The organism is Pseudomonas morbosilactucae, from assembly GCF_023241715.1.
Classification (GTDB): domain Bacteria; phylum Pseudomonadota; class Gammaproteobacteria; order Pseudomonadales; family Pseudomonadaceae; genus Aquipseudomonas; species Aquipseudomonas morbosilactucae.
Window position 1 is genome coordinate 25,192 of the sequence record NZ_JALQCW010000053.1, and the last position, 16,929, is coordinate 42,120.

The 16,929-nt window shown below is 62.6% G+C and carries 12 protein-coding genes and 3 pseudogenes; 7 read left to right on the forward strand and 8 right to left on the reverse strand.

The annotated features are described in order from the left end of the window. Positions 1-222: 222 nt before the first annotated feature. From adeC to M1B34_RS19735, 3 genes and pseudogenes are all read right to left on the reverse strand, one after another. Positions 223-1,683, reverse strand: coding sequence for an AdeC/AdeK/OprM family multidrug efflux complex outer membrane factor (adeC, locus tag M1B34_RS19725; RefSeq protein ID WP_123336437.1), 1,461 nt, complete (start codon positions 1,681-1,683; stop codon positions 223-225). Next, a pseudogene (locus M1B34_RS19730) lies at positions 1,680-4,837 on the reverse strand (efflux RND transporter permease subunit). The gene adeC and the pseudogene M1B34_RS19730 overlap by 4 nt, the downstream one beginning before the upstream one ends. A 3-nt stretch (positions 4,838-4,840) precedes the next feature. After that, positions 4,841-5,986 carry an efflux RND transporter periplasmic adaptor subunit gene (locus M1B34_RS19735; protein WP_268263625.1) on the reverse strand — a complete coding sequence of 382 codons (1,146 nt, stop codon included), beginning with the start codon at positions 5,984-5,986 and terminating at the stop codon, positions 4,841-4,843. Positions 5,987-6,352: 366 nt separating this feature from the next. On the opposite strand from M1B34_RS19735, the pseudogene M1B34_RS19740 reads away from it, so the two are divergent. Beyond that, a pseudogene (locus M1B34_RS19740) lies at positions 6,353-6,885 on the forward strand (TetR family transcriptional regulator). Positions 6,886-7,048: 163 nt separating this feature from the next. After that, positions 7,049-7,933 carry a DMT family transporter gene (locus M1B34_RS19745; protein ID WP_268266024.1) on the forward strand — a complete coding sequence of 295 codons (885 nt, stop codon included), beginning with the start codon at positions 7,049-7,051 and terminating at the stop codon, positions 7,931-7,933. Positions 7,934-8,018: 85 nt separating this feature from the next. Here the strand turns inward: M1B34_RS19745 and M1B34_RS19750 are convergent. From M1B34_RS19750 to M1B34_RS19760, 3 genes and pseudogenes are all read right to left on the reverse strand, one after another. Further along, a pseudogene (locus M1B34_RS19750) lies at positions 8,019-9,067 on the reverse strand (alkene reductase). A 33-nt stretch (positions 9,068-9,100) separates the two neighbouring features. Further along, positions 9,101-10,267 carry an MFS transporter gene (locus tag M1B34_RS19755; RefSeq protein ID WP_123336425.1) on the reverse strand — a complete coding sequence of 389 codons (1,167 nt, stop codon included), beginning with the start codon at positions 10,265-10,267 and terminating at the stop codon, positions 9,101-9,103. A gap of 18 nt (positions 10,268-10,285) precedes the next feature. After that, positions 10,286-10,588, reverse strand: coding sequence for an ArsR/SmtB family transcription factor (locus tag M1B34_RS19760; RefSeq protein WP_123336423.1), 303 nt, complete (start codon positions 10,586-10,588; stop codon positions 10,286-10,288). 153 nt (positions 10,589-10,741) lie between these two features. Here M1B34_RS19760 and M1B34_RS19765 point away from each other — a divergent pair, with 153 nt between their 5' ends. Then, positions 10,742-11,323: an acyl carrier protein phosphodiesterase gene (locus tag M1B34_RS19765; RefSeq protein ID WP_268266025.1), complete on the forward strand. Its 582-nt coding sequence runs from the start codon at positions 10,742-10,744 to the stop codon at positions 11,321-11,323. 82 nt (positions 11,324-11,405) lie between these two features. Here the strand turns inward: M1B34_RS19765 and M1B34_RS19770 are convergent, their stop codons facing one another. Together M1B34_RS19770 and olsB are read right to left on the reverse strand one after the other, a co-directional pair. Next, complete coding sequence (locus tag M1B34_RS19770; RefSeq protein WP_268266026.1) at positions 11,406-12,200, reverse strand: lysophospholipid acyltransferase family protein; 795 nt, start codon at positions 12,198-12,200, stop codon at positions 11,406-11,408. Further along, positions 12,200-12,955, reverse strand: coding sequence for an L-ornithine N(alpha)-acyltransferase (gene olsB / locus M1B34_RS19775; RefSeq protein WP_268266027.1), 756 nt, complete (start codon positions 12,953-12,955; stop codon positions 12,200-12,202). Before olsB ends, M1B34_RS19770 begins: the two co-directional genes overlap by 1 nt. A gap of 140 nt (positions 12,956-13,095) precedes the next feature. Here olsB and M1B34_RS19780 point away from each other — a divergent pair, with 140 nt between their 5' ends. The 4 genes from M1B34_RS19780 (at position 13,096) to M1B34_RS19795 (ending at position 16,872) form a co-directional block, all read left to right on the forward strand. Further along, entirely contained in the window at positions 13,096-13,971 is an 876-nt protein-coding gene (locus tag M1B34_RS19780; protein WP_268266028.1) for an acyl-CoA dehydrogenase middle domain-containing protein, read from the forward strand. 117 nt (positions 13,972-14,088) lie between these two features. Next, positions 14,089-15,189, forward strand: coding sequence for a serine hydrolase domain-containing protein (locus tag M1B34_RS19785; RefSeq protein WP_123336413.1), 1,101 nt, complete (start codon positions 14,089-14,091; stop codon positions 15,187-15,189). Then, positions 15,189-15,521, forward strand: a complete 333-nt coding sequence (locus M1B34_RS19790) for an amidase (RefSeq protein WP_123337505.1) — start codon at positions 15,189-15,191, stop codon at positions 15,519-15,521. Before M1B34_RS19785 ends, M1B34_RS19790 begins: the two co-directional genes overlap by 1 nt. 175 nt (positions 15,522-15,696) lie before the next feature. Next, the gene (locus M1B34_RS19795) at positions 15,697-16,872 is read left to right on the forward strand and encodes a M20 aminoacylase family protein (RefSeq protein WP_268266029.1); all 1,176 of its coding nucleotides are present in this window, start codon (positions 15,697-15,699) and stop codon (positions 16,870-16,872) included. Positions 16,873-16,929 lie beyond the last annotated feature (57 nt).

Below are 16,929 nucleotides of genomic sequence, written 5' to 3' on the forward strand. Positions count from 1 at the left end.
GGGGCAACGCTGACGATCAGCCGGAGCGGGCAGGGCGCTGGGTCATGGTGAAGAACCTGTTGTTATTGGTTTTTGTCAGTGCGGGGAATGGTGGTTTGCGCGAAGAGGCGTTTCAATCGGGGGGAAGCGGGTTTTGGGCGATAATCGAACACTACTGTAGGCGATGCTCCCCGCATAAAAAAACCCACCGCAAGGTGGGTTTTTCGGGTGGCCGCCAATCGATCAGAACAGTCGCAGCTTCGGCGCTTGTTCCGCCACCGGCTCGTTTTTCGCCGTCTGCTCGTTCCAGCCGCCGCCGAGGGCCTTGTACAGGTTGACCTCGCTGGTCAGCTGGGACAGGCGGTCGGTGATCAAGGCCTGTTGGGCGCTGAACAACGAACGCTGGGCATCGAGGAAGGTCAGGTTGCTGTCGACCCCGATCCGGTAGCGACGCTCGGCCAGGCGGTAGTAATCCTGGTTGGCGTTGACGAAATCACGCTGGGCCTGCAACTGCTGGTTGTAGGTCTGGCGTGCCGCCAGCCCATCGGAGACTTCCTGGAAGGCGGTCTGGATGGACTTTTCGTATTGCGCGACGGTGATTTCTTTCTGGATTTTCGAGTAATCCAGGCTGGCGCGCAGGCTGCCGGCGTTGAAGATCGGCAGGTTGATCTGCGGCTGGAACAGCCAGGTCCCCGACCCCCCCTTGAACAGGCCGGACAGGTCCGGACTCAGGCTGCCGGCGTTGGCGGTCAGGCTGATGCTCGGGAAGAACGCCGCCCGTGCCGCGCCGATGTTGGCGTTGGCCGCCTTGAGGCTGTGCTCGGCCTGGAGAATATCCGGGCGTCGTTGCAGCAGCTCCGACGGCAGGCCGGCCGGCAACTCGCTCAGCAGGTCGGCCGACAGTGGTTGTGCACCTGGCAGGTTGCCCGGAACCGCCGTGCCCAGCAGCAGGGTCAGGCTGTTTTCATCCTGGGCCACTTGGCGGGTGTAACGCGCCAGTTGCACCCGGGCATTTTCCACCGAGGTGCGCGCCTGGCTCAGGTCCAGGGCCGAGGCCACGCCGACTTCATTGCTGCGCGAGGTGAGCTTGAAGCTCTCTTCGTAGGCGTTCAGGGTGTCCTGGGTCAGCTTCAGCAGTTCCTTGTCGGCCTGCCAGGTCAGGTAGGCGTTGGCCACGCTGGCCACCAGGCTGATCTGGGTGCTGCGCCGAGCCTCTTCGCTGGAGAAGTAGGTCTGCAGGGCTTGCTCGCTCAGGCTGCGAACGCGACCGAACAGGTCCAGTTCGTAGGCGCTGATGCCCAGGGTTGCCGAGTACTGGCTGCTGATCGCCGCTTCGCCGGTCTGGGAAACCCGTGCCGGCGTGCGCTGGCGGCTGCCGCTGCCGGTCGCCGATACCGCAGGGAACAGGTCCGCCCGCTGGATCTGGTACTGGGCGGCATACGCGTCGATGTTCAAGGCCGCGACCTTGAGGTCGCGGTTGTTCTCCAAGGCGGTCTGAATCAATTGCTGCAGGGCCGGGTCATGGAAGAACTGGCGCCAGCCCTGTTCGGCGGCCGCCTGGTTGGCGGCCTCCGCTGGCGAGTAGGCCGGGCCTTGCGGGTACTGCGCCGCTACCGGCGCTTGCGGCTGCTGATAGTCAGGGATCAGCGAGCAACCACTCAGCACTGCCGCCGTGATTGCCAGGGAGAGTAGCGACTTGCTCATTGGCCAGCCTCTTTAGGAGTTTCAGTGGTGACGTTCTTGCGGCGGCCCATCGCGGTCACGATCACGAAGAACAGCGGTACCCAGAAGATCGCCAGAACGGTGGCGGTAATCATACCGCCAATTACCCCGGTACCAATGGCGTGCTGGCTGCCCGAACCGGCACCGCTGGAGATTGCCAGCGGCAGTACGCCGAGGATAAAGGCCATGGACGTCATGATGATCGGGCGCAGACGCATCCGGGATGCTTCGACGGCCGATTCGATGATGCCCTTGCCCTGTTCATGCAGTTCCTTGGCGAACTCGACGATCAGGATCGCGTTCTTCGCCGCAAGCCCCACCGTCACCAGCAAGCCCACCTGGAAGAACACGTCGTTGGACAGCCCGCGCAGGCTGGTGGCCATCAGTGCACCGAGAACCCCCAGCGGCACCACCAGTACCACCGCGATCGGGATCGACCAGCTTTCGTACAGCGCTGCCAGGCAGAGGAAGACCACCAGCAACGACAGGGCGTACAACGCAGGCGCCTGGGAGCCGGACAGACGTTCTTCATAAGACAGGCCGGTCCAGGCGTAACCGACGCCCGCTGGCAGTTTCTTGGCGATCTGCTCGACTTCCGCCATGGCGTCACCGGTACTGTAGCCAGGTGCTGGCGTACCGAGGATTTCCATCGCCGCTACACCGTTATAGCGCGAGAGTTTCGGCGAACCGAAGATCCAGTGGCCCGAGGCGATGGCCGACAGTGGCACCATTTTCCCGGAGTCGCTGCGCACGAACCATTTGTTCAGGTCTTCAGGGGACATCCGGCCTGCGGCCTCACCCTGGAGATAGACCTTCTTCACCCGACCACGGTCGATGAAGTCGTTGACGTAGCTACCGCCCAGGGCAATCGCCAGGGTCTGGTTGATGCTCGACAGGCTGATGCCCTGCGCGCTGGCCTTCTCGTCGTCGATGGTGAGTTCGTACTGCGGCTCATCGTTGACGCCGTTGGGGCGCACGCCTGCGAGGATCTTGCTTTGCGAGGCCATGCCGAGGAACTGGTTACGGGCCTCCATCAACTTGTCGTGGCCGACGCCGCCCTGGTCTTGCAGGAACACGTCGAAACCGGTGGCGTTACCCAACTCCAGGACCGACGGCGGCACGATGGCAAATACCATGGCGTCCTTGAAGGTCTGGGAGAAGTAGCCTTGGGCCCGCTTCGCCACTTCGAACACCGACTGCGACGCATCCCGCTCGTCCCAGGGCTTGAGCATCACGAACGCCAGGCCGGAGCTTTGGCCGCGACCCGCGAAGTTGAAGCCATTCACGGTGAACACCGACTTCACAGCCTTGCCTTCGCCTGGCTCGCCTTCCTTGTCGTTCAACAAGAAGATGCGCATGTCGTCGATGACTTTCTGCGTGCGTTCCGCTGAAGAGCCGACCGGCGTCTGCACCTGGGCAAAGATCACGCCCTGGTCTTCCTCGGGCAGGAACGCGCCGGAATCCGGGTGAACAGCCAGATCATGCCGGCGAAGATGATCACGTAGACCAGCAGCGACGGAAACTTGTGCTTGATCATGTTGCCGACGCCGCGCTCGTAGCTCAGAACGCCACGGTCGAAGTTACGGTTGAACCAGCCAAAGAAACCGCGTTTGGGTTGGCCGTGCTTTTCCGGGTCGATCGGCTTGAGCATGGTGGCGCACAAGGCCGGGGTGAAGATCAGGGCAACCAGTACCGACAGCGCCATCGCCGAGACAATGGTGATGGAGAACTGTTTGTAGATCACGCCCGTGGAGCCGCCGAAGAACGCCATGGGCAGCAGTACCGCGGACAGCACCAGGGCAATACCCACCAATGCGCCCTGGATCTGGCCCATGGATTTGACCGTCGCCTCCTTGGGCGACAGATGCTCCTCGGCCATGACCCGCTCGACGTTTTCCACCACCACGATCGCATCGTCCACCAATAGACCGATGGCCAGGATCATGCCGAACATGGTCAGGGTGTTGATGGTGAAACCGAAGGCCGCGAGGATGCCGAAGGTCCCCAGGAGTACAACCGGCACGGTCATCGTGGTGATGATGGTGGCGCGGAAGTTCTGCAGGAACAGGTACATCACCAGGAACACCAGGACGATCGCCTCGATCAGGGTGTGAACCACACCGGAGATCGATTCGGTCACCACGGGGGTGGTGTCATACGGGACCACGGCTTTCATGCCCGGCGGGAAGAACGGCTCCAGGGACGCGACCGTGGCGCGAATGGCCTTGGCGGTGTCCAGGGCGTTGGCGCCCGAGGCCAGCTTGATTGCCATGCCGGAAGCCGGTTTGCCGTTGAACTGTGCACTGATGCTGTAGTTCTGGCCGCCCAGCTCAACACGAGCCACGTCGCCCAGGCGAACCTGGGAACCGTCGGTGTTGACCCGCAGCAGGATCTTTTCAAACTGCTCGGCGGTTTGCAGGCGCGTCTTGCCGATGATGGTGGCGTTCAGCTGGGTGCCGGGCAGGGCAGGCAAGCCGCCCAACTGGCCGGTGGCCACTTGCACGTTCTGCGCCTGGATGGCGGTGCTGACATCCACCGGAGTCATCTGGAAGTTGTTCAACTTGGCCGGGTCCAGCCAGATACGCATGGCGTACTGGGAACCGAAGACCTGGAAGTCACCCACGCCCGAGGTCCGCGAGATCGGGTCCTGGATGTTGGAAACGATGTAGTTGGACAGGTCGTCCTTGTTCATGCTGCCGTCTTCCGACACCAGCCCGATCACCATCAGGAAGTTCTTCACCGACTTGGTCACGCGGATACCCTGCTGCTGCACTTCTTGCGGCAGCAGTGGGGTCGCCAGGTTCAGTTTGTTCTGCACCTGAACCTGGGCGATGTCCGGGTTGGTACCCTGGTTGAACGTCGCGGTGATGGTCATGCTGCCGTCGGAGTTACTGTCCGAGGCGACGTAACGCAGGTTGTCGATACCGTTGAGCTGTTGCTCGATGACCTGAACCACGGTGTCCTGCACGGTTTGTGCGGAAGCGCCTGGGTAGGTGACCTGGATATCAATGGCCGTTGGTGCAATGGCCGGGTACTGGTTGATGGGGAGCTTGAGGATCGATAGTGCCCCGACCAGCATGATCACCAGGGCAATTACCCAGGCGAAAATGGGACGGTCGATAAAGAATTTCGACATGAATTACTCCCCTTTGCCAGCGGCAGCAGCAGGAGCGGTGGTGCCAGCGGCCTGGGCGTTGGTGGCATCCTTGACTTGGACTTCGATGCCCGGCTTGATGAATTGCAAGCCTTCGGTGATCACGCGGTCACCGGCGTTCAAGCCTTTTTCCACCAGCCAATAGGCGCCGGCGGTGCGGTTGGCGACCAGGACGCGCTGTTCAACCTTGTTGTCCTGGTTGACCACCATCGCGGTTGGAATGCCCTTGAGGTCACGGGTCACACCTTGCTGCGGCGCGAGGATGGCCTTGGCGTTCACACCCGCCTGCAGCTGCGCGTGGACAAACATGCCCGGCAGCAGGGTGTGGTCTGGGTTGGGGAACACAGCGCGAAGTGTTACGGAACCGGTGGTTTCGTCCACGGACACTTCGGAGAACTCCAGCTTGCCGTCCTGGCCGTATTCGCTGCCGTCTTCCAGGGTCAGCTTGACCTTGGCGGAGTTGGCACCGGCTTTCTGCAACTGGCCACTTTCCAGGTCACGACGCAGCTTCAGCATCTCGGCGGAAGATTGCGTAACGTCGACGTAGATGGGGTCCAGCTGCTGGATCACGGCCATGGCGTCGGTTTGGCCGTTGCTGACCAGTGCACCTTCGGTCACCGAGGAGCGGCCGATGCGCCCGGAAATCGGGGCGAAGACCTTGGTGTAGCGCACGTTGATCTGGGCCGTCTGCAAGCTGGCTTCCGACTGCAGGCGGTTAGCCATTGCGGTGTCGTATTCCTGGCGACTCACGGCTTGCTCATCCACCAACTGCTTGTAGCGGTCGGAGATCGACTTGGTGGATTGCAGGTTGGCTTGGGCACTTTTCAGGGTTGCCTCATAGACCGACGGATCAATTTGGTAAAGCTGTTGCCCTTCCTTGACGTCGCCGCCTTCCTTGAAAAGGCGCTTGAGAATGATGCCGTTGACCTGAGGACGAACTTCGGCAATGCGGTACGCAGTGGTACGACCCGGCAGCTCCGACGTCAGGGTGAAGGCTTGAGGTTGTAGGGTGACTACGCCGACCTGAGGGGTCTGAGGGGCCGGAGCCGCCTCTTCCTTTTTACATCCGCTGAGCAGCGATGCCAGGGCGACGGCAGTAACCAGAGCGGTAACAGCTGGCTTGAGTTGCATGAAGATCCTCGGGTCAGGCACGCGAGATGCGCACAAGAAAAGTGGAAGGGTAAAAAAAGAGTGCTGAGTGGATAAGTAGCTTGCTAAGGAATATACTTACGTTCATGGTTGTTTGTAAATACCTTTCGGCTGCGTATCCACACGGTTACAGAGGCCGTTTCAAAGGTTGAATTGTAGGCTGGGTAAACGGCACCAGAGAGGCCGTTCCATATTTATTCAGAAGGTCTTCATGCATCGCTTGAGGATCCTGATCGAGGTTTGACTGCCATGGTCCGCCGTACCAAAGAGGAAGCTCAAGAAACCCGTAACCAGATACTCGAGGCGGCTGAAAAAGCCTTTTACGAGCGCGGTGTTGCGCGTACCACCCTGGCCGATATTGCGACATTGGCGGGGGTGACTCGGGGCGCTATTTACTGGCACTTCAGTAACAAGGCCGACCTGGTGCAAGCCATGCTCGATAGCTTGCGTGAGCCGTTGGATGAGATGGCCAAGGCCAGTGAAAATGTAGATGAGATGGACCCGTTGGGCTGCATGCGCAACCTGCTGATTCATTTGTTTCATCAAGTTGCCCTGGACCCGAAGACCCGACGCATCAATGAGATTTTGTTTCATAAGTGCGAGTTCACCGATGAAATGTGCGACTTGCGTCGTCAGCGGCGCTCGGCCAGCCTGGATTGCAACGTGCACATCGAACTGGCGTTGCGCAATGCAGTGAACCGGGGGCAATTGCCGAAAACCTGGACACGGCCCGTGCGGCTATCACCCTGCATGCCTTTATCGACGGCATGCTGTATCAGTGGCTGTTGGCGCCGGAAAGTTTCGCGCTGCACGCCGAGGCCGAACGCTGGATCGACATCGGCCTGGATATGCTGCGCGTGAGCCCTAGCCTGCGTCATTAAGACAACCTGTGAAATTGAGTCCAGGTGTGTCAACGCCCACCCCGCTGGAAGATCACTCCCCGTGCTCGCGTTGTTTCAATGGCGTGCTTTTATATACGTGCGGGCTCTATCTTGATAGATAGCGAGCTATGTATTTTGTAGGAAATTTGTGTCGAGCGTGTAAATGAGTGTGAGTGCCTCCGTCTTCAAGGGCTCCGAGCAGCCCATCAAAGGCATCGCCCTGATCTGTCTGGCGGTGTTGCTGTTCGCCAGCCACGACACCCTGTCCAAGTACCTGTCCGGCTTCTACCCCATCGTCATGGTGGTCTGGGCCCGCTACGTGGTGCATACCTTGTTGATGCTGGTGGTGTTCGTTCCGCGCAGCGGTTTTTCAGCAGTGGTGCGCACCAAGCGTCCCGGCCTGCAGTTGCTGCGGGCGTTGTGCCTGATCGGGACCAGCCTGTTCTTCACCACGGGCTTGCGCTACATCCCGTTGGCGGAAGCCACGGCGGTCAACTTCCTGGCGCCGCTATTGGTCACTGCTCTGTCCGTGCCACTATTGGGCGAGCGGGTCACGCGCAGCCAGTGGCTGGCGGTGTTGGCGGGTTTTGTCGGGGTATTGATTGTGGTGCGTCCCGGCGGCGCATTGTTCACGCCGGCGATTCTGCTGCCGCTGTGCTCAGCCCTGTGTTTCGGCTTCTATCAATTGCTCACGCGCAAACTCAGCGGCATCGATAGCCCGACCACCAGCAACTTCCTCACCGGGATTCTCAACAGTCTGATCATGAGTGCGCTGCTGCCGTTTTTCTGGAGCACTCCGAGCCTGCTGCACGGCCTGTTCATGATCGGCTTGGGGGCCTGTGGCATGCTCGGCCATATGTTGCTGACCCAGGCGTTTCGCCATGCTGCTCCGGCGATGCTGGCGCCGTTCAGCTACGGGCAGATTCTGTTTGCCGGTCTCTATGGCTACCTGATTTTCGATCACACCCCCGACACCTATGGGGTGGTCGGTATCACGGTGATTTGCCTCAGTGGTTTGGCGGTAGCCTGGGTACAACGCAAGACTTGAGTCGCTCGCTACCCTTTACCAGTGGCCACAAACAACAAAGCCCCGACTCGTTAGAGCCGGGGGCTTTTTCATGCCGCGCTGAACCTTACAACGTCGGGTAGTCGATGTAGCCGACCGGGCCCTGGCCGTAGAAGGTTTCCGGGTGCGGCTCGTTCAATGGGGCGTCGGCCTTCAAGCGTGCTGGCAGGTCCGGGTTGGCGATGAAGGGGACGCCGAAGGCCACTGCATCGGCCTTGCCGCTGGCCAGCCAGGCATTGGCGCTGTCTTTGGTGAAGCGTTCGTTGGCGATGTAAGGGCCGCCAAAGGCCTCTTTGAGTTGCGGGCCGAGGCTGTCGGCCCCTTCTTTTTCGCGGGAGCAGATAAAGGCGATGCCGCGCTTGCCCAGTTCACGTGCCACGTAGGTGAAGGTCTCTGCGAGGTTCTCGTCGCCCATGTCATGGGAGTCGGCGCGGGGTGACAGGTGCACGCCCACGCGGCCGGCGCCCCAGATTTCAATGGCGGCGTCGGTGACTTCCAGCAGCAGGCGGGCACGGTTTTCCAGGGAGCCGCCGTAGTTGTCGGTGCGCTGGTTGGTGCTGCTTTGCAGGAACTGGTCCAGCAGGTAGCCGTTGGCACCGTGGATTTCCACGCCGTCGAAACCGGCGCCTTGGCGTTTTCCGCACCCACGCGGTAGGCGTCGATGATGTCGGCGATTTCAGCGGTTTCCAGGGCGCGCGGGGTCGGGTAGTCGGACAGAGGGCGCACCAGGCTGACGTGGCCTTTAGGCTGCAGGGCACTCGGTGCGACCGGGGTTTCACCATTCAGGTAGGACGGGTGCGAGATACGCCCCACGTGCCACAGTTGCAGGAAGATCTTGCCGCCGGCGCCGTGGATGGCCTTGGTCACGTTGCTCCAGCCACGGACCTGGTCGTTGGACCAGATGCCAGGGGTATCCGGGTAGCCGACGCCCATCGGGGTGACCGACGTGGCTTCGCTGAGAATCAGGCCCGCGGAGGCACGTTGCACGTAGTACTCGGCCATCAGCGAGTTGGGCACACGGCCTGCGTCGGCGCGGCAGCGGGTCAGTGGGGCCATGATGATGCGGTTGGACAGCTCCAGGTCGCCCAGTGTGATCGGGTCAAAAATCGTCGTCATGAAGTACACCCTTCTTTAAATGAAATGAACGTATCAATGAGTCGCAGGCGCCAGGTCGGGGTTGCCGCCCTGGCGAAAGGTAATCAGCGTCACCAGCAGCGCGAGCACCGCCAGCAGGGCCGCCGCCAGTGGCACGCTGGTCAGGCCGAAACCGTGGGCGATGACGCTGCCGCCCACCCAGGCGCCCAGGGCGTTGCCGATGTTGAAGGCGCCAATGTTCAGGGTCGACACCAGGTTCGGCGCGGCCTTGCCGAAGCTCACCACGTTGACCTGCAGGGCCGGCACGGCGGCAAAGGACGCTGTGGCCCAGAGGAACAGGGTGATCTCGGTAGGAATCAGCGCGACGCTGGTCCAGCTCAGTACCGTGGACACCACCGCCATGGCGACGAAGACCCCGATCAGGGTGGCGCCCAGGCGTTTGTCCGCCAGCTTGCCGCCGATGATGTTGCCCAGGGTCAGGCCCAGGCCGATCAGCAGCAGGGTCCAGGTCACGCCGTCGGGCGACACACCGGTGACATCCCCCAGCAGCGGGGCGACATAAGTGAAGAGGGTGAACATCGAGGCGGCGAACAACGCGGTCATGCTCAGGGACAGCCAGATGCCAGCGCCCTTGAGGGCAGCGAGTTCCGAACGCATGTCGAGTTTTTCTTCATCGCGCTTGGCCGGCAGAAAGCGGATCAGGCCGATCAGTGCAATCACGCCGATCACGGTCACCGCCCAGAAGGTCGAACGCCAGCCGGCATCCTGGCCCAGGGCGGTGCCCAGCGGCACGCCGAGAACGTTGGCCAGGGTCAAGCCGGTGAACATCAAAGCCACCGCCGAGGCGCGTTTGTTGGCAGGCACCAAGCCGGCGGCGACCACCGAACCGATACCAAAGAAGGCGCCGTGGCACAGGGCCGTGACCACCCGGGCAAACATCAGCACGTTGTAGTCACTGGCCAGGGCGCACAGCAGGTTGCCGACGATAAAAATCCCCATCAACGCCACCAGGGCGGCCTTGCGCGGTAGCTTGGCCGTGGCCAGGGCCATGAAGGGCGCGCCGATGGCCACGCCCAGGGCGTACCCGGTCACCAGCCAGCCGGCACTGGGGATCGACACACCGAGGTCCTTCGCCACATCGGGCAACAGGCCCATGATGACGAACTCGGTGGTGCCGATGGCGAAGGCACTCAAGGCCAGGATGATGAGCGAGAGGGGCATTGATGGATCCTTGTCAGGTCAGAGCTCTTGGCTCATTTGCTTGAGGAATTGCTGGATGTTTTCCTCATTGCGTTTGAAAAAGTGCCATTGGCCGACTTTGCGGCTGCTGATCAGCCCGGCACGTTGCAAGGTGGACAGATGGGCCGACACGGTTGACTGCGACAGGCCGCAGCGCTGATCGATCTGCCCGGCACACACGCCGTGCTCGTTGCTATGGGACTGATCGGGGAATTCGACTGTCGGGTCTTTCAGCCAGTGGAGAATCTCTCGCCGTACAGGGTGCGCCAGGGCTTTTATTATTTCGTCGAGGTCAATGGACATGGCAGGGCTCGGTATCCGTAAAACGTTATATCGCGATAAGGCGAACTTTAAATCGGTACTTCGCGATATACCAATATGATTTTGGTCTTAAATCATGCTTTATCGGTATATCGAGTTATAACGATATGTTGGGCGCGGTGCTAAGCTGCGCGGATGAATTATCTCGGACATCTGCACCTCGGCGGCCAGCGCCCCGGCCAATTACTCGGCAGTCTGTACGGCGACTTTGTCAAAGGGCGGCTGCAAGGCCAGTTCGTCCCGGACGTCGAAGCCGGCATCCGCCTGCACCGCAGCATCGACATCTACACCGACAGCCACCCTTTGGTGGGGGCGGCGTTGTCGCGGTTTTCCCTGACCCGGCGACGTTACGCCGGCATTGTCCTGGACGTGTTTTTCGATCACTGCCTGGCGAGGGACTGGGCGCAATACGCCGACCGGCCGTTGGCACTCTTCACTCGCGATGTGTATCGGGTGCTGGCGGCGGAGCCCCAGTTACCGGGGCGCCTGGCGCAGATCGCGCCCCACATGGCGGCCCATGACTGGCTGGGTTCCTATCGGGATTTCGAGGTGCTGGAGCAGGTGTTGCAGGGCATCGCCCGGCGCTTGTCGCGGCCGGAGGAACTGGCGGCGGCCATGGGGGAGCTGGAGCGTTTGTACCAGCCGTTGAGCGAAGATTTTCGGGCCTTCTACCCGCAACTGCAGGCGTTCGCTGCGCAACATTCCACCCCGTTGTAGGCGTTGGCTTGCCAGCGAAGGCGGCCTGATGGGCGTTGTTTGCCTCAGGGCGCTCTTCGCCGGCAAGCCGGTTCCTATACGTTCAGGCGGCGATCAGTTCGCCGGCGCGACGCGGTTCGGCCGGTTGTGCCACATCGCCAAACAAGGCTTTCTGCACCGCCTGTTGTGCCTGGAATGCCAGTGCTGCGCGCTCCTGGCCCTGGCAGGCGATCGGCTTGAGCAAGTGGATGTGCACCTGGCCTTGATCGTTGGCGAACAGGCGCATCAGGTGTGACAGCAGGTCATCGTCGCCGATAAAGGGTGCCAAGGCATCGATCTGCCCGTCTCGCAGGTAACGAATCGCCACCGGTTGCAGCGCCACGTCGGCATCGATGGCGCTGGCCAACAGGCGCCCGTGGAAGGTGCGCAGGGCACGTCCGTCGGTGGTGGTGCCTTCGGGAAACATCAGCAAGGGATGTTCCTGCTGCAAGTGCCGGGTCATCTGTTTGCGGATCAGTTGGCTATCGCCCGAACCGCGACGGATAAACAGGCTGCCGGCCTTGGCCGCCAGCCAGCCCGCCACGGGCCAGGTGCGCACTTCGGCCTTGGACAGGAACGACAGCGGCGCCAGCATGCCCAGCAGGGGAATGTCCGTCCACGACACATGGTTGCTGACCCACAGCATCGGCTGTTCGGGCAACGGCCCATGGACCGTGACGCGAAAGGGCAGGGCATTGCTCAGGCGGGCCATGAAAAAGCGTGACCAGCGCTGGCGACGCACCATTGAGTGGGCGATGCCCAGGCGCTCGAACAGGCCGAACACACCGGCCATGCACAAGCCCAGGGCTACCACCAACAGCACTCGGGCGATGCGCCCGTAGACCCGCAGGCGGCTCATCAAACGGCCGCCTTGAAGTGGCGGGCGTAACGCGGGCACAACTCGTCGCGCTTGAGCAGGATGAACACGTCGGCCACCTGAAAGTCCTCATCCCAGCAGGGTTCACCACAGATTTTCGCGCCCAGGCGCATGTAGGCCTTGAGCAGGGGCGGCATTTCGGCGATCACGTTGGACGGCACATCCAGGTTCGGCAGCGGCTTTTTCGGTTCGGCCCGCAGGTGTTCGGTGCACAGGTAGCGTTCGCGCAGGCGCTGCATGATCGCCTGGGCCTGCACACCGCCGTCCTGCATCGGGATGCTCGCGCAGCCCATCAGGTAGCTGTAGCCGCCCTGGTTGAGCACTTCGGCCAATTCGCCCCAGAGCACGGCGATGGTGCCGCCGTTGCGGTACGCCGGGTCGACGCAGGTGCGACCGATTTCGAGGATTGGGCCCTTGAGCTGGAGCAGGCCGTGGAGGCTGAATTCTTCTTCGCTGTAGAAGCGTCCCAGGCTGCTAGCGGCCTGGTGGTCGAGCAAACGGGTGGTGGCGACCAGTCGACCGCTGTTCAAATCCCGCACACCGATGTGGCTGCAGTGAACATCATAGTCATCCATGTCCAGGCCCAGTTCCGCGCCTTTCAGCTTGGCGTTGAACTCGCCGCTGAACACGTTGAAGCGCAAGGCTTGAGCTTCCTCAAGGGCCTGGGCGCCAATCAGGCGTTCGGCTTGCAAGCGGCGTTCATGGCCGGTGTCGCTGATGCGGGCGATCTGAGTCATTGTGAATCTCCGTGCGGGCCACTGACCCGCCTTGGGTTGCAGCCGATCGACTTTGTTGTGCAAAGTCAGGCTATGTAGCCCCGGTGTCATCGCCATGAAGCTTTGGTGATGCTTGTATGACAGCCCCAGAGGAAGCCCCCATGCCTTGGCCAGCCCTGCTCAACTGCCGTGAACGCCTGCCCGTCCAAGCCGATCTGGCTGAAGCCTTTGCCGCGTTGTTGCAGCATGTGGGGCCGGTCACTCCCTTCGAGTTGGCGGTGCGCGGCGGGCGCTCGATGGCCACCCCGGGGCTGGCGTTCCTGGTGGGTTACCAGGCCGCCTTGCGCATGCTCTGGCCCAGTGCGCCGCCGGGCCTGGGGGCCCTGTGTGCCACCGAGCAGCGCAGCCTGCGGCCGGCGGACATGCAAACCCGTCTGCAAAATTTGCGACTGACCGGGCGCAAGGATTTCGTCACCGCCGGCGATGCGGCCGACTGGCTGCTGGTGGCGGCCCGCAGTGAAGGCCCGGAAGAGGCCCCGCGCCTGAACCTCGCCGTGGTGTACGCCGGCGACCCAGGCGTCAGCGTGGAAAAACTCCCGGCCTTGCCGCTGATGCCGGAGATCAGTCACGGCCGCCTGCTGTTGGACAACGCCTTCTGCGAGTTGCTGGCCGGTGATGGCTGGGACGCTTACGTGAAGCCTTTTCGCACCCTGGAAGACATTTATGTACTCAGCGCCATGAGTGCCTGGCTGTACGGGGTTGGCCAAGACTGTGACTGGCCGCAAGCCCTGCAACTGCAATTGCTGGCCTTGCTGGCGGGCTGCGCCGAAGTCAGCCGGCAGAACCCGTCGGCGGGCAGCGGGCATGTGCTGCTGGGAGGTTTGTTCGCCCAGTTCGATGGGCTTGCGCCGCAGCTGACCGCCGCGTTCGCTGCAGGGCCCGAAGAATGGGCCGGGTTATGGCGGCGAGACCAGGCGATCCTGGCGTTCGCTGCACCGGCCCGTGCCCAGCGTCTGGCCAAGGCCCTTGCCCGTTAACGAGCACTTGTTCAAGGCGCTGGCTAGTCCCGCCTGGCGCCAGCGCCCCTTGCGCTGCTGCAAAACTGTCATCTGGCCAGGCTAGTCTTGACGGTTGCCGCTTCCCGAGTGCCCACCATGGCCAAAGGCTCGACCCTATTGTTGATGCTGCTTCTATGGCTGCCCTGTGTCAGCCAGGCGCAAGAGTGGCCGGGTGTGCAATGGCCTCAGGGGCCGGCGCTCAGCGGCCCGGCACTGACTGCCCTGGAGGATTACGCCTTCCCGCCCCGGGATGACGTGACCCGCGCAGGCATTCGCAGCGACGCCTTGCTGGTGATCCAGGACGGCCGTCTGATCTATGAGCGCTACGCCGCGCCGACCACCGCCCAGACCCCGCACCTGACCTGGTCCATCAGCAAAAGCCTGATGGCGACCTTGCTGGGGGTGGCCTATGGCGAAGGGCGTTTTGCCCTGCAGGACAAGGCCGTCCGCTACTATCCCCCCCTTGCGCAGCACCCTGACCTGAGCCTGGCCGACCTGCTGCATTGGGCCTCGGGCCTGGATTGGCAAGAAGACTACGAGTACGCGCCCTTGCATTCTTCTGTGGTGGCGATGCTCTACACCCGTGGCTCGCAGGACATGGCGGCCTTTACCGCTGAGCGAGGGGCATTCGCCAAACCCGGTCAGGCGTTTCGCTATTCCAGTGGCGATAGCAACCTGTTGTCCGCCGCCTTGAAGCATATGCTCGGCGCCCAGGCGTACGCGGACTACCCCTGGACTGCACTTTTCGAACCCTTGGGCATACAGCACGCGGTCTGGGAGCGGGACGCCAGCGGCACTTTCGTCGCGTCTTCCTACGCGTACTTACGTGCCCAGGATTTGGCACGGGTGGGCTTGCTCATGCTGCGTGACGGCCGTTGGCACGAGCGGCAGTTACTGCCCAAGGACTGGGTGGCCTTCAACCGTGAGCCGTTCCCCGGCTACCAGGACGGCCAGGATGAGGCCGTGCCCGGCGGCCATTGGTGGCTCAATCGCTCATTGGCCGGGGCCCCTCGGCCCTGGCCCGATGCTCCGGCCGATACCTACGCTGCGTTGGGCCATTGGGGGCAGGCCCTTTATATCGTGCCCAGCGCGGGGCTGGTGATCGTGCGCTACGCCGATGACCGCGAGGGTGGCTATCAGCACAACCAACTGCTCAAGCGGGTGCTGGCCGCCGTTACGGCCCGGGTGCAGCCGTGATGGCGCGGACAGGGCAGCGATCTTGGCGTCGTCCTTTCAGCCTGGGGCTTCTGCTGTTGCTGGCGCTGCTGCTGGGCTGGGGCTGGCAGGAGCGAAAAGCCTTACAAGCCTTTCCCGATATTCTCAGTGCCTACACCGCCAAGGAGTACTGCTCCTGTCGCTACGTGATGCACAACCCGGCAGACAGTTGTCGGGCGTATGTGCAGCAGTACCTGCCCATCAGTCGCCTGGACGATGACCCCGAGCGGCGACAAGTCAGCGCCAGTGGCTTGGGCCGCAGCCACCGTGCGATCTGGCTGGACGAACGCCAAGGCTGCCGTTTGCAACCCTGAGTTCTCACCCCGGTATCGGGCGGCTTCGGCCAGTGGTTCCACCCAGCGGAACCACATTTGATTGTTCTCTGATCGACCTCGCGGTTAGCTGGCGCAGAGCGTTCACTACGCCTTGCGGCGCCCTGCAATGCTCCGAAAAAGAACGGGAATACACCCGCCCCCGAGGAGATTGGCCATGACCGAATACCCGCATATTGTTGCCTGGCTCGAGGACGTCGTCAGCGACCTGCGTGCCACGCGCCAAGACATTCACGCCCACCCAGAACTCGGCTTCGAGGAGCAACGCACCTCGGCCCTGGTGGCCCGCGCCCTTGAAGAGTGGGGCTATGACGTCCACACCGGGGTTGGCAAGACCGGCGTGGTGGGCGTGCTGCGCAATGGCAACAGCGCGCGGACCCTCGGTTTGCGCGCCGACATGGACGCTTTGCCCATCGTCGAGAACAGCGGCGTGCCCTACAGCAGCCGCCACCAGGGTTGCATGCACGCCTGTGGCCACGACGGCCACACCACCATGCTGCTTGGGGCCGCCCGTTACCTGGCCGCGACCCGGCTGTTCGAGGGCACCCTGAACCTGATTTTCCAACCGGCGGAAGAGGGGCAGGGCGGCGCCGAGGCCATGCTGGCCGACGGTTTGCTGGAGCGCTTCCCCTGTGAGGCGTTGTTCGCCATGCACAACATGCCGGGTTTGCCGGCCGGGCACCTGGGCTTGCGCGAGGGGCCGATGATGGCTTCCCAGGACCTGCTTGAGGTGGTGATCGAGGGAGTTGGCGGCCATGGTTCGATGCCGCACCTGAGTATTGACCCGGTGGTGGCCGCGTCAGCCGTGGTCATGGCCCTGCAAACGGTGGTGGCGCGCAATATCGATGCCCAGCAGGCGGCGGTGGTCAGCGTCGGAGCCTTGCAGGCCGGTGAAGCCGCCAACGTGATCCCGCAGCAGGCGTTGCTGCGCCTGAGCCTGCGTGCGCTGGACAGCGCGGTACGCGAGCAGATGCTGGAGCGGGTCAAGGCGATCGTCCAGACCCAGGCCGAGAGTTACGGCTGCAGCGCCCGGATTGTGCATCGTCCAGCCTACCCGGTGCTGGTCAACAGCCCGGCAGAGACCGAGTTTGCCCGCCAGGTGGGGGTGGCGCTGGTGGGGGCGGCAGCAGTCAACGGCAATACGCCGACGCTCATGGGCAGCGAGGACTTCGGTTGGATGCTGCAACGCTGCCCTGGCAGCTACCTGTTCATTGGCAACGGGCTGGCCCAGCCCATGGTTCACAACCCCGGATATGACTTCAACGACGACATCCTGCTGACCGGTGCCGCCTATTGGGCTGCCTTGGCCGAACGCTGGCTCAAGCCGGCCTGACACCCGGCTTGTTGCTGCCACCGAACCGGGCGCATGAGCATGCCCGATCCCTTCCCG

Coding starts and splice junctions, on each gene's coding strand:
- M1B34_RS19790 (WP_123337505.1), top strand. CDS start 15,189: ATGGCGCGGACAGGGCAGCGATCTTGGCGTCGTCCTTTCAGCCTGGGG.
- M1B34_RS19795 (WP_268266029.1), top strand. CDS start 15,697: ATGACCGAATACCCGCATATTGTTGCCTGGCTCGAGGACGTCGTCAGC.
- adeC (WP_123336437.1), bottom strand. CDS start 1,683: ATGAGCAAGTCGCTACTCTCCCTGGCAATCACGGCGGCAGTGCTGAGT.
- M1B34_RS19765 (WP_268266025.1), top strand. CDS start 10,742: ATGAATTATCTCGGACATCTGCACCTCGGCGGCCAGCGCCCCGGCCAA.
- M1B34_RS19760 (WP_123336423.1), bottom strand. CDS start 10,588: ATGTCCATTGACCTCGACGAAATAATAAAAGCCCTGGCGCACCCTGTA.
- M1B34_RS19785 (WP_123336413.1), top strand. CDS start 14,089: ATGGCCAAAGGCTCGACCCTATTGTTGATGCTGCTTCTATGGCTGCCC.
- M1B34_RS19770 (WP_268266026.1), bottom strand. CDS start 12,200: ATGAGCCGCCTGCGGGTCTACGGGCGCATCGCCCGAGTGCTGTTGGTG.
- M1B34_RS19745 (WP_268266024.1), top strand. CDS start 7,049: ATGAGTGTGAGTGCCTCCGTCTTCAAGGGCTCCGAGCAGCCCATCAAA.
- M1B34_RS19735 (WP_268263625.1), bottom strand. CDS start 5,986: ATGCAACTCAAGCCAGCTGTTACCGCTCTGGTTACTGCCGTCGCCCTG.
- olsB (WP_268266027.1), bottom strand. CDS start 12,955: ATGACTCAGATCGCCCGCATCAGCGACACCGGCCATGAACGCCGCTTG.
- M1B34_RS19755 (WP_123336425.1), bottom strand. CDS start 10,267: ATGCCCCTCTCGCTCATCATCCTGGCCTTGAGTGCCTTCGCCATCGGC.
- M1B34_RS19780 (WP_268266028.1), top strand. CDS start 13,096: ATGCCTTGGCCAGCCCTGCTCAACTGCCGTGAACGCCTGCCCGTCCAA.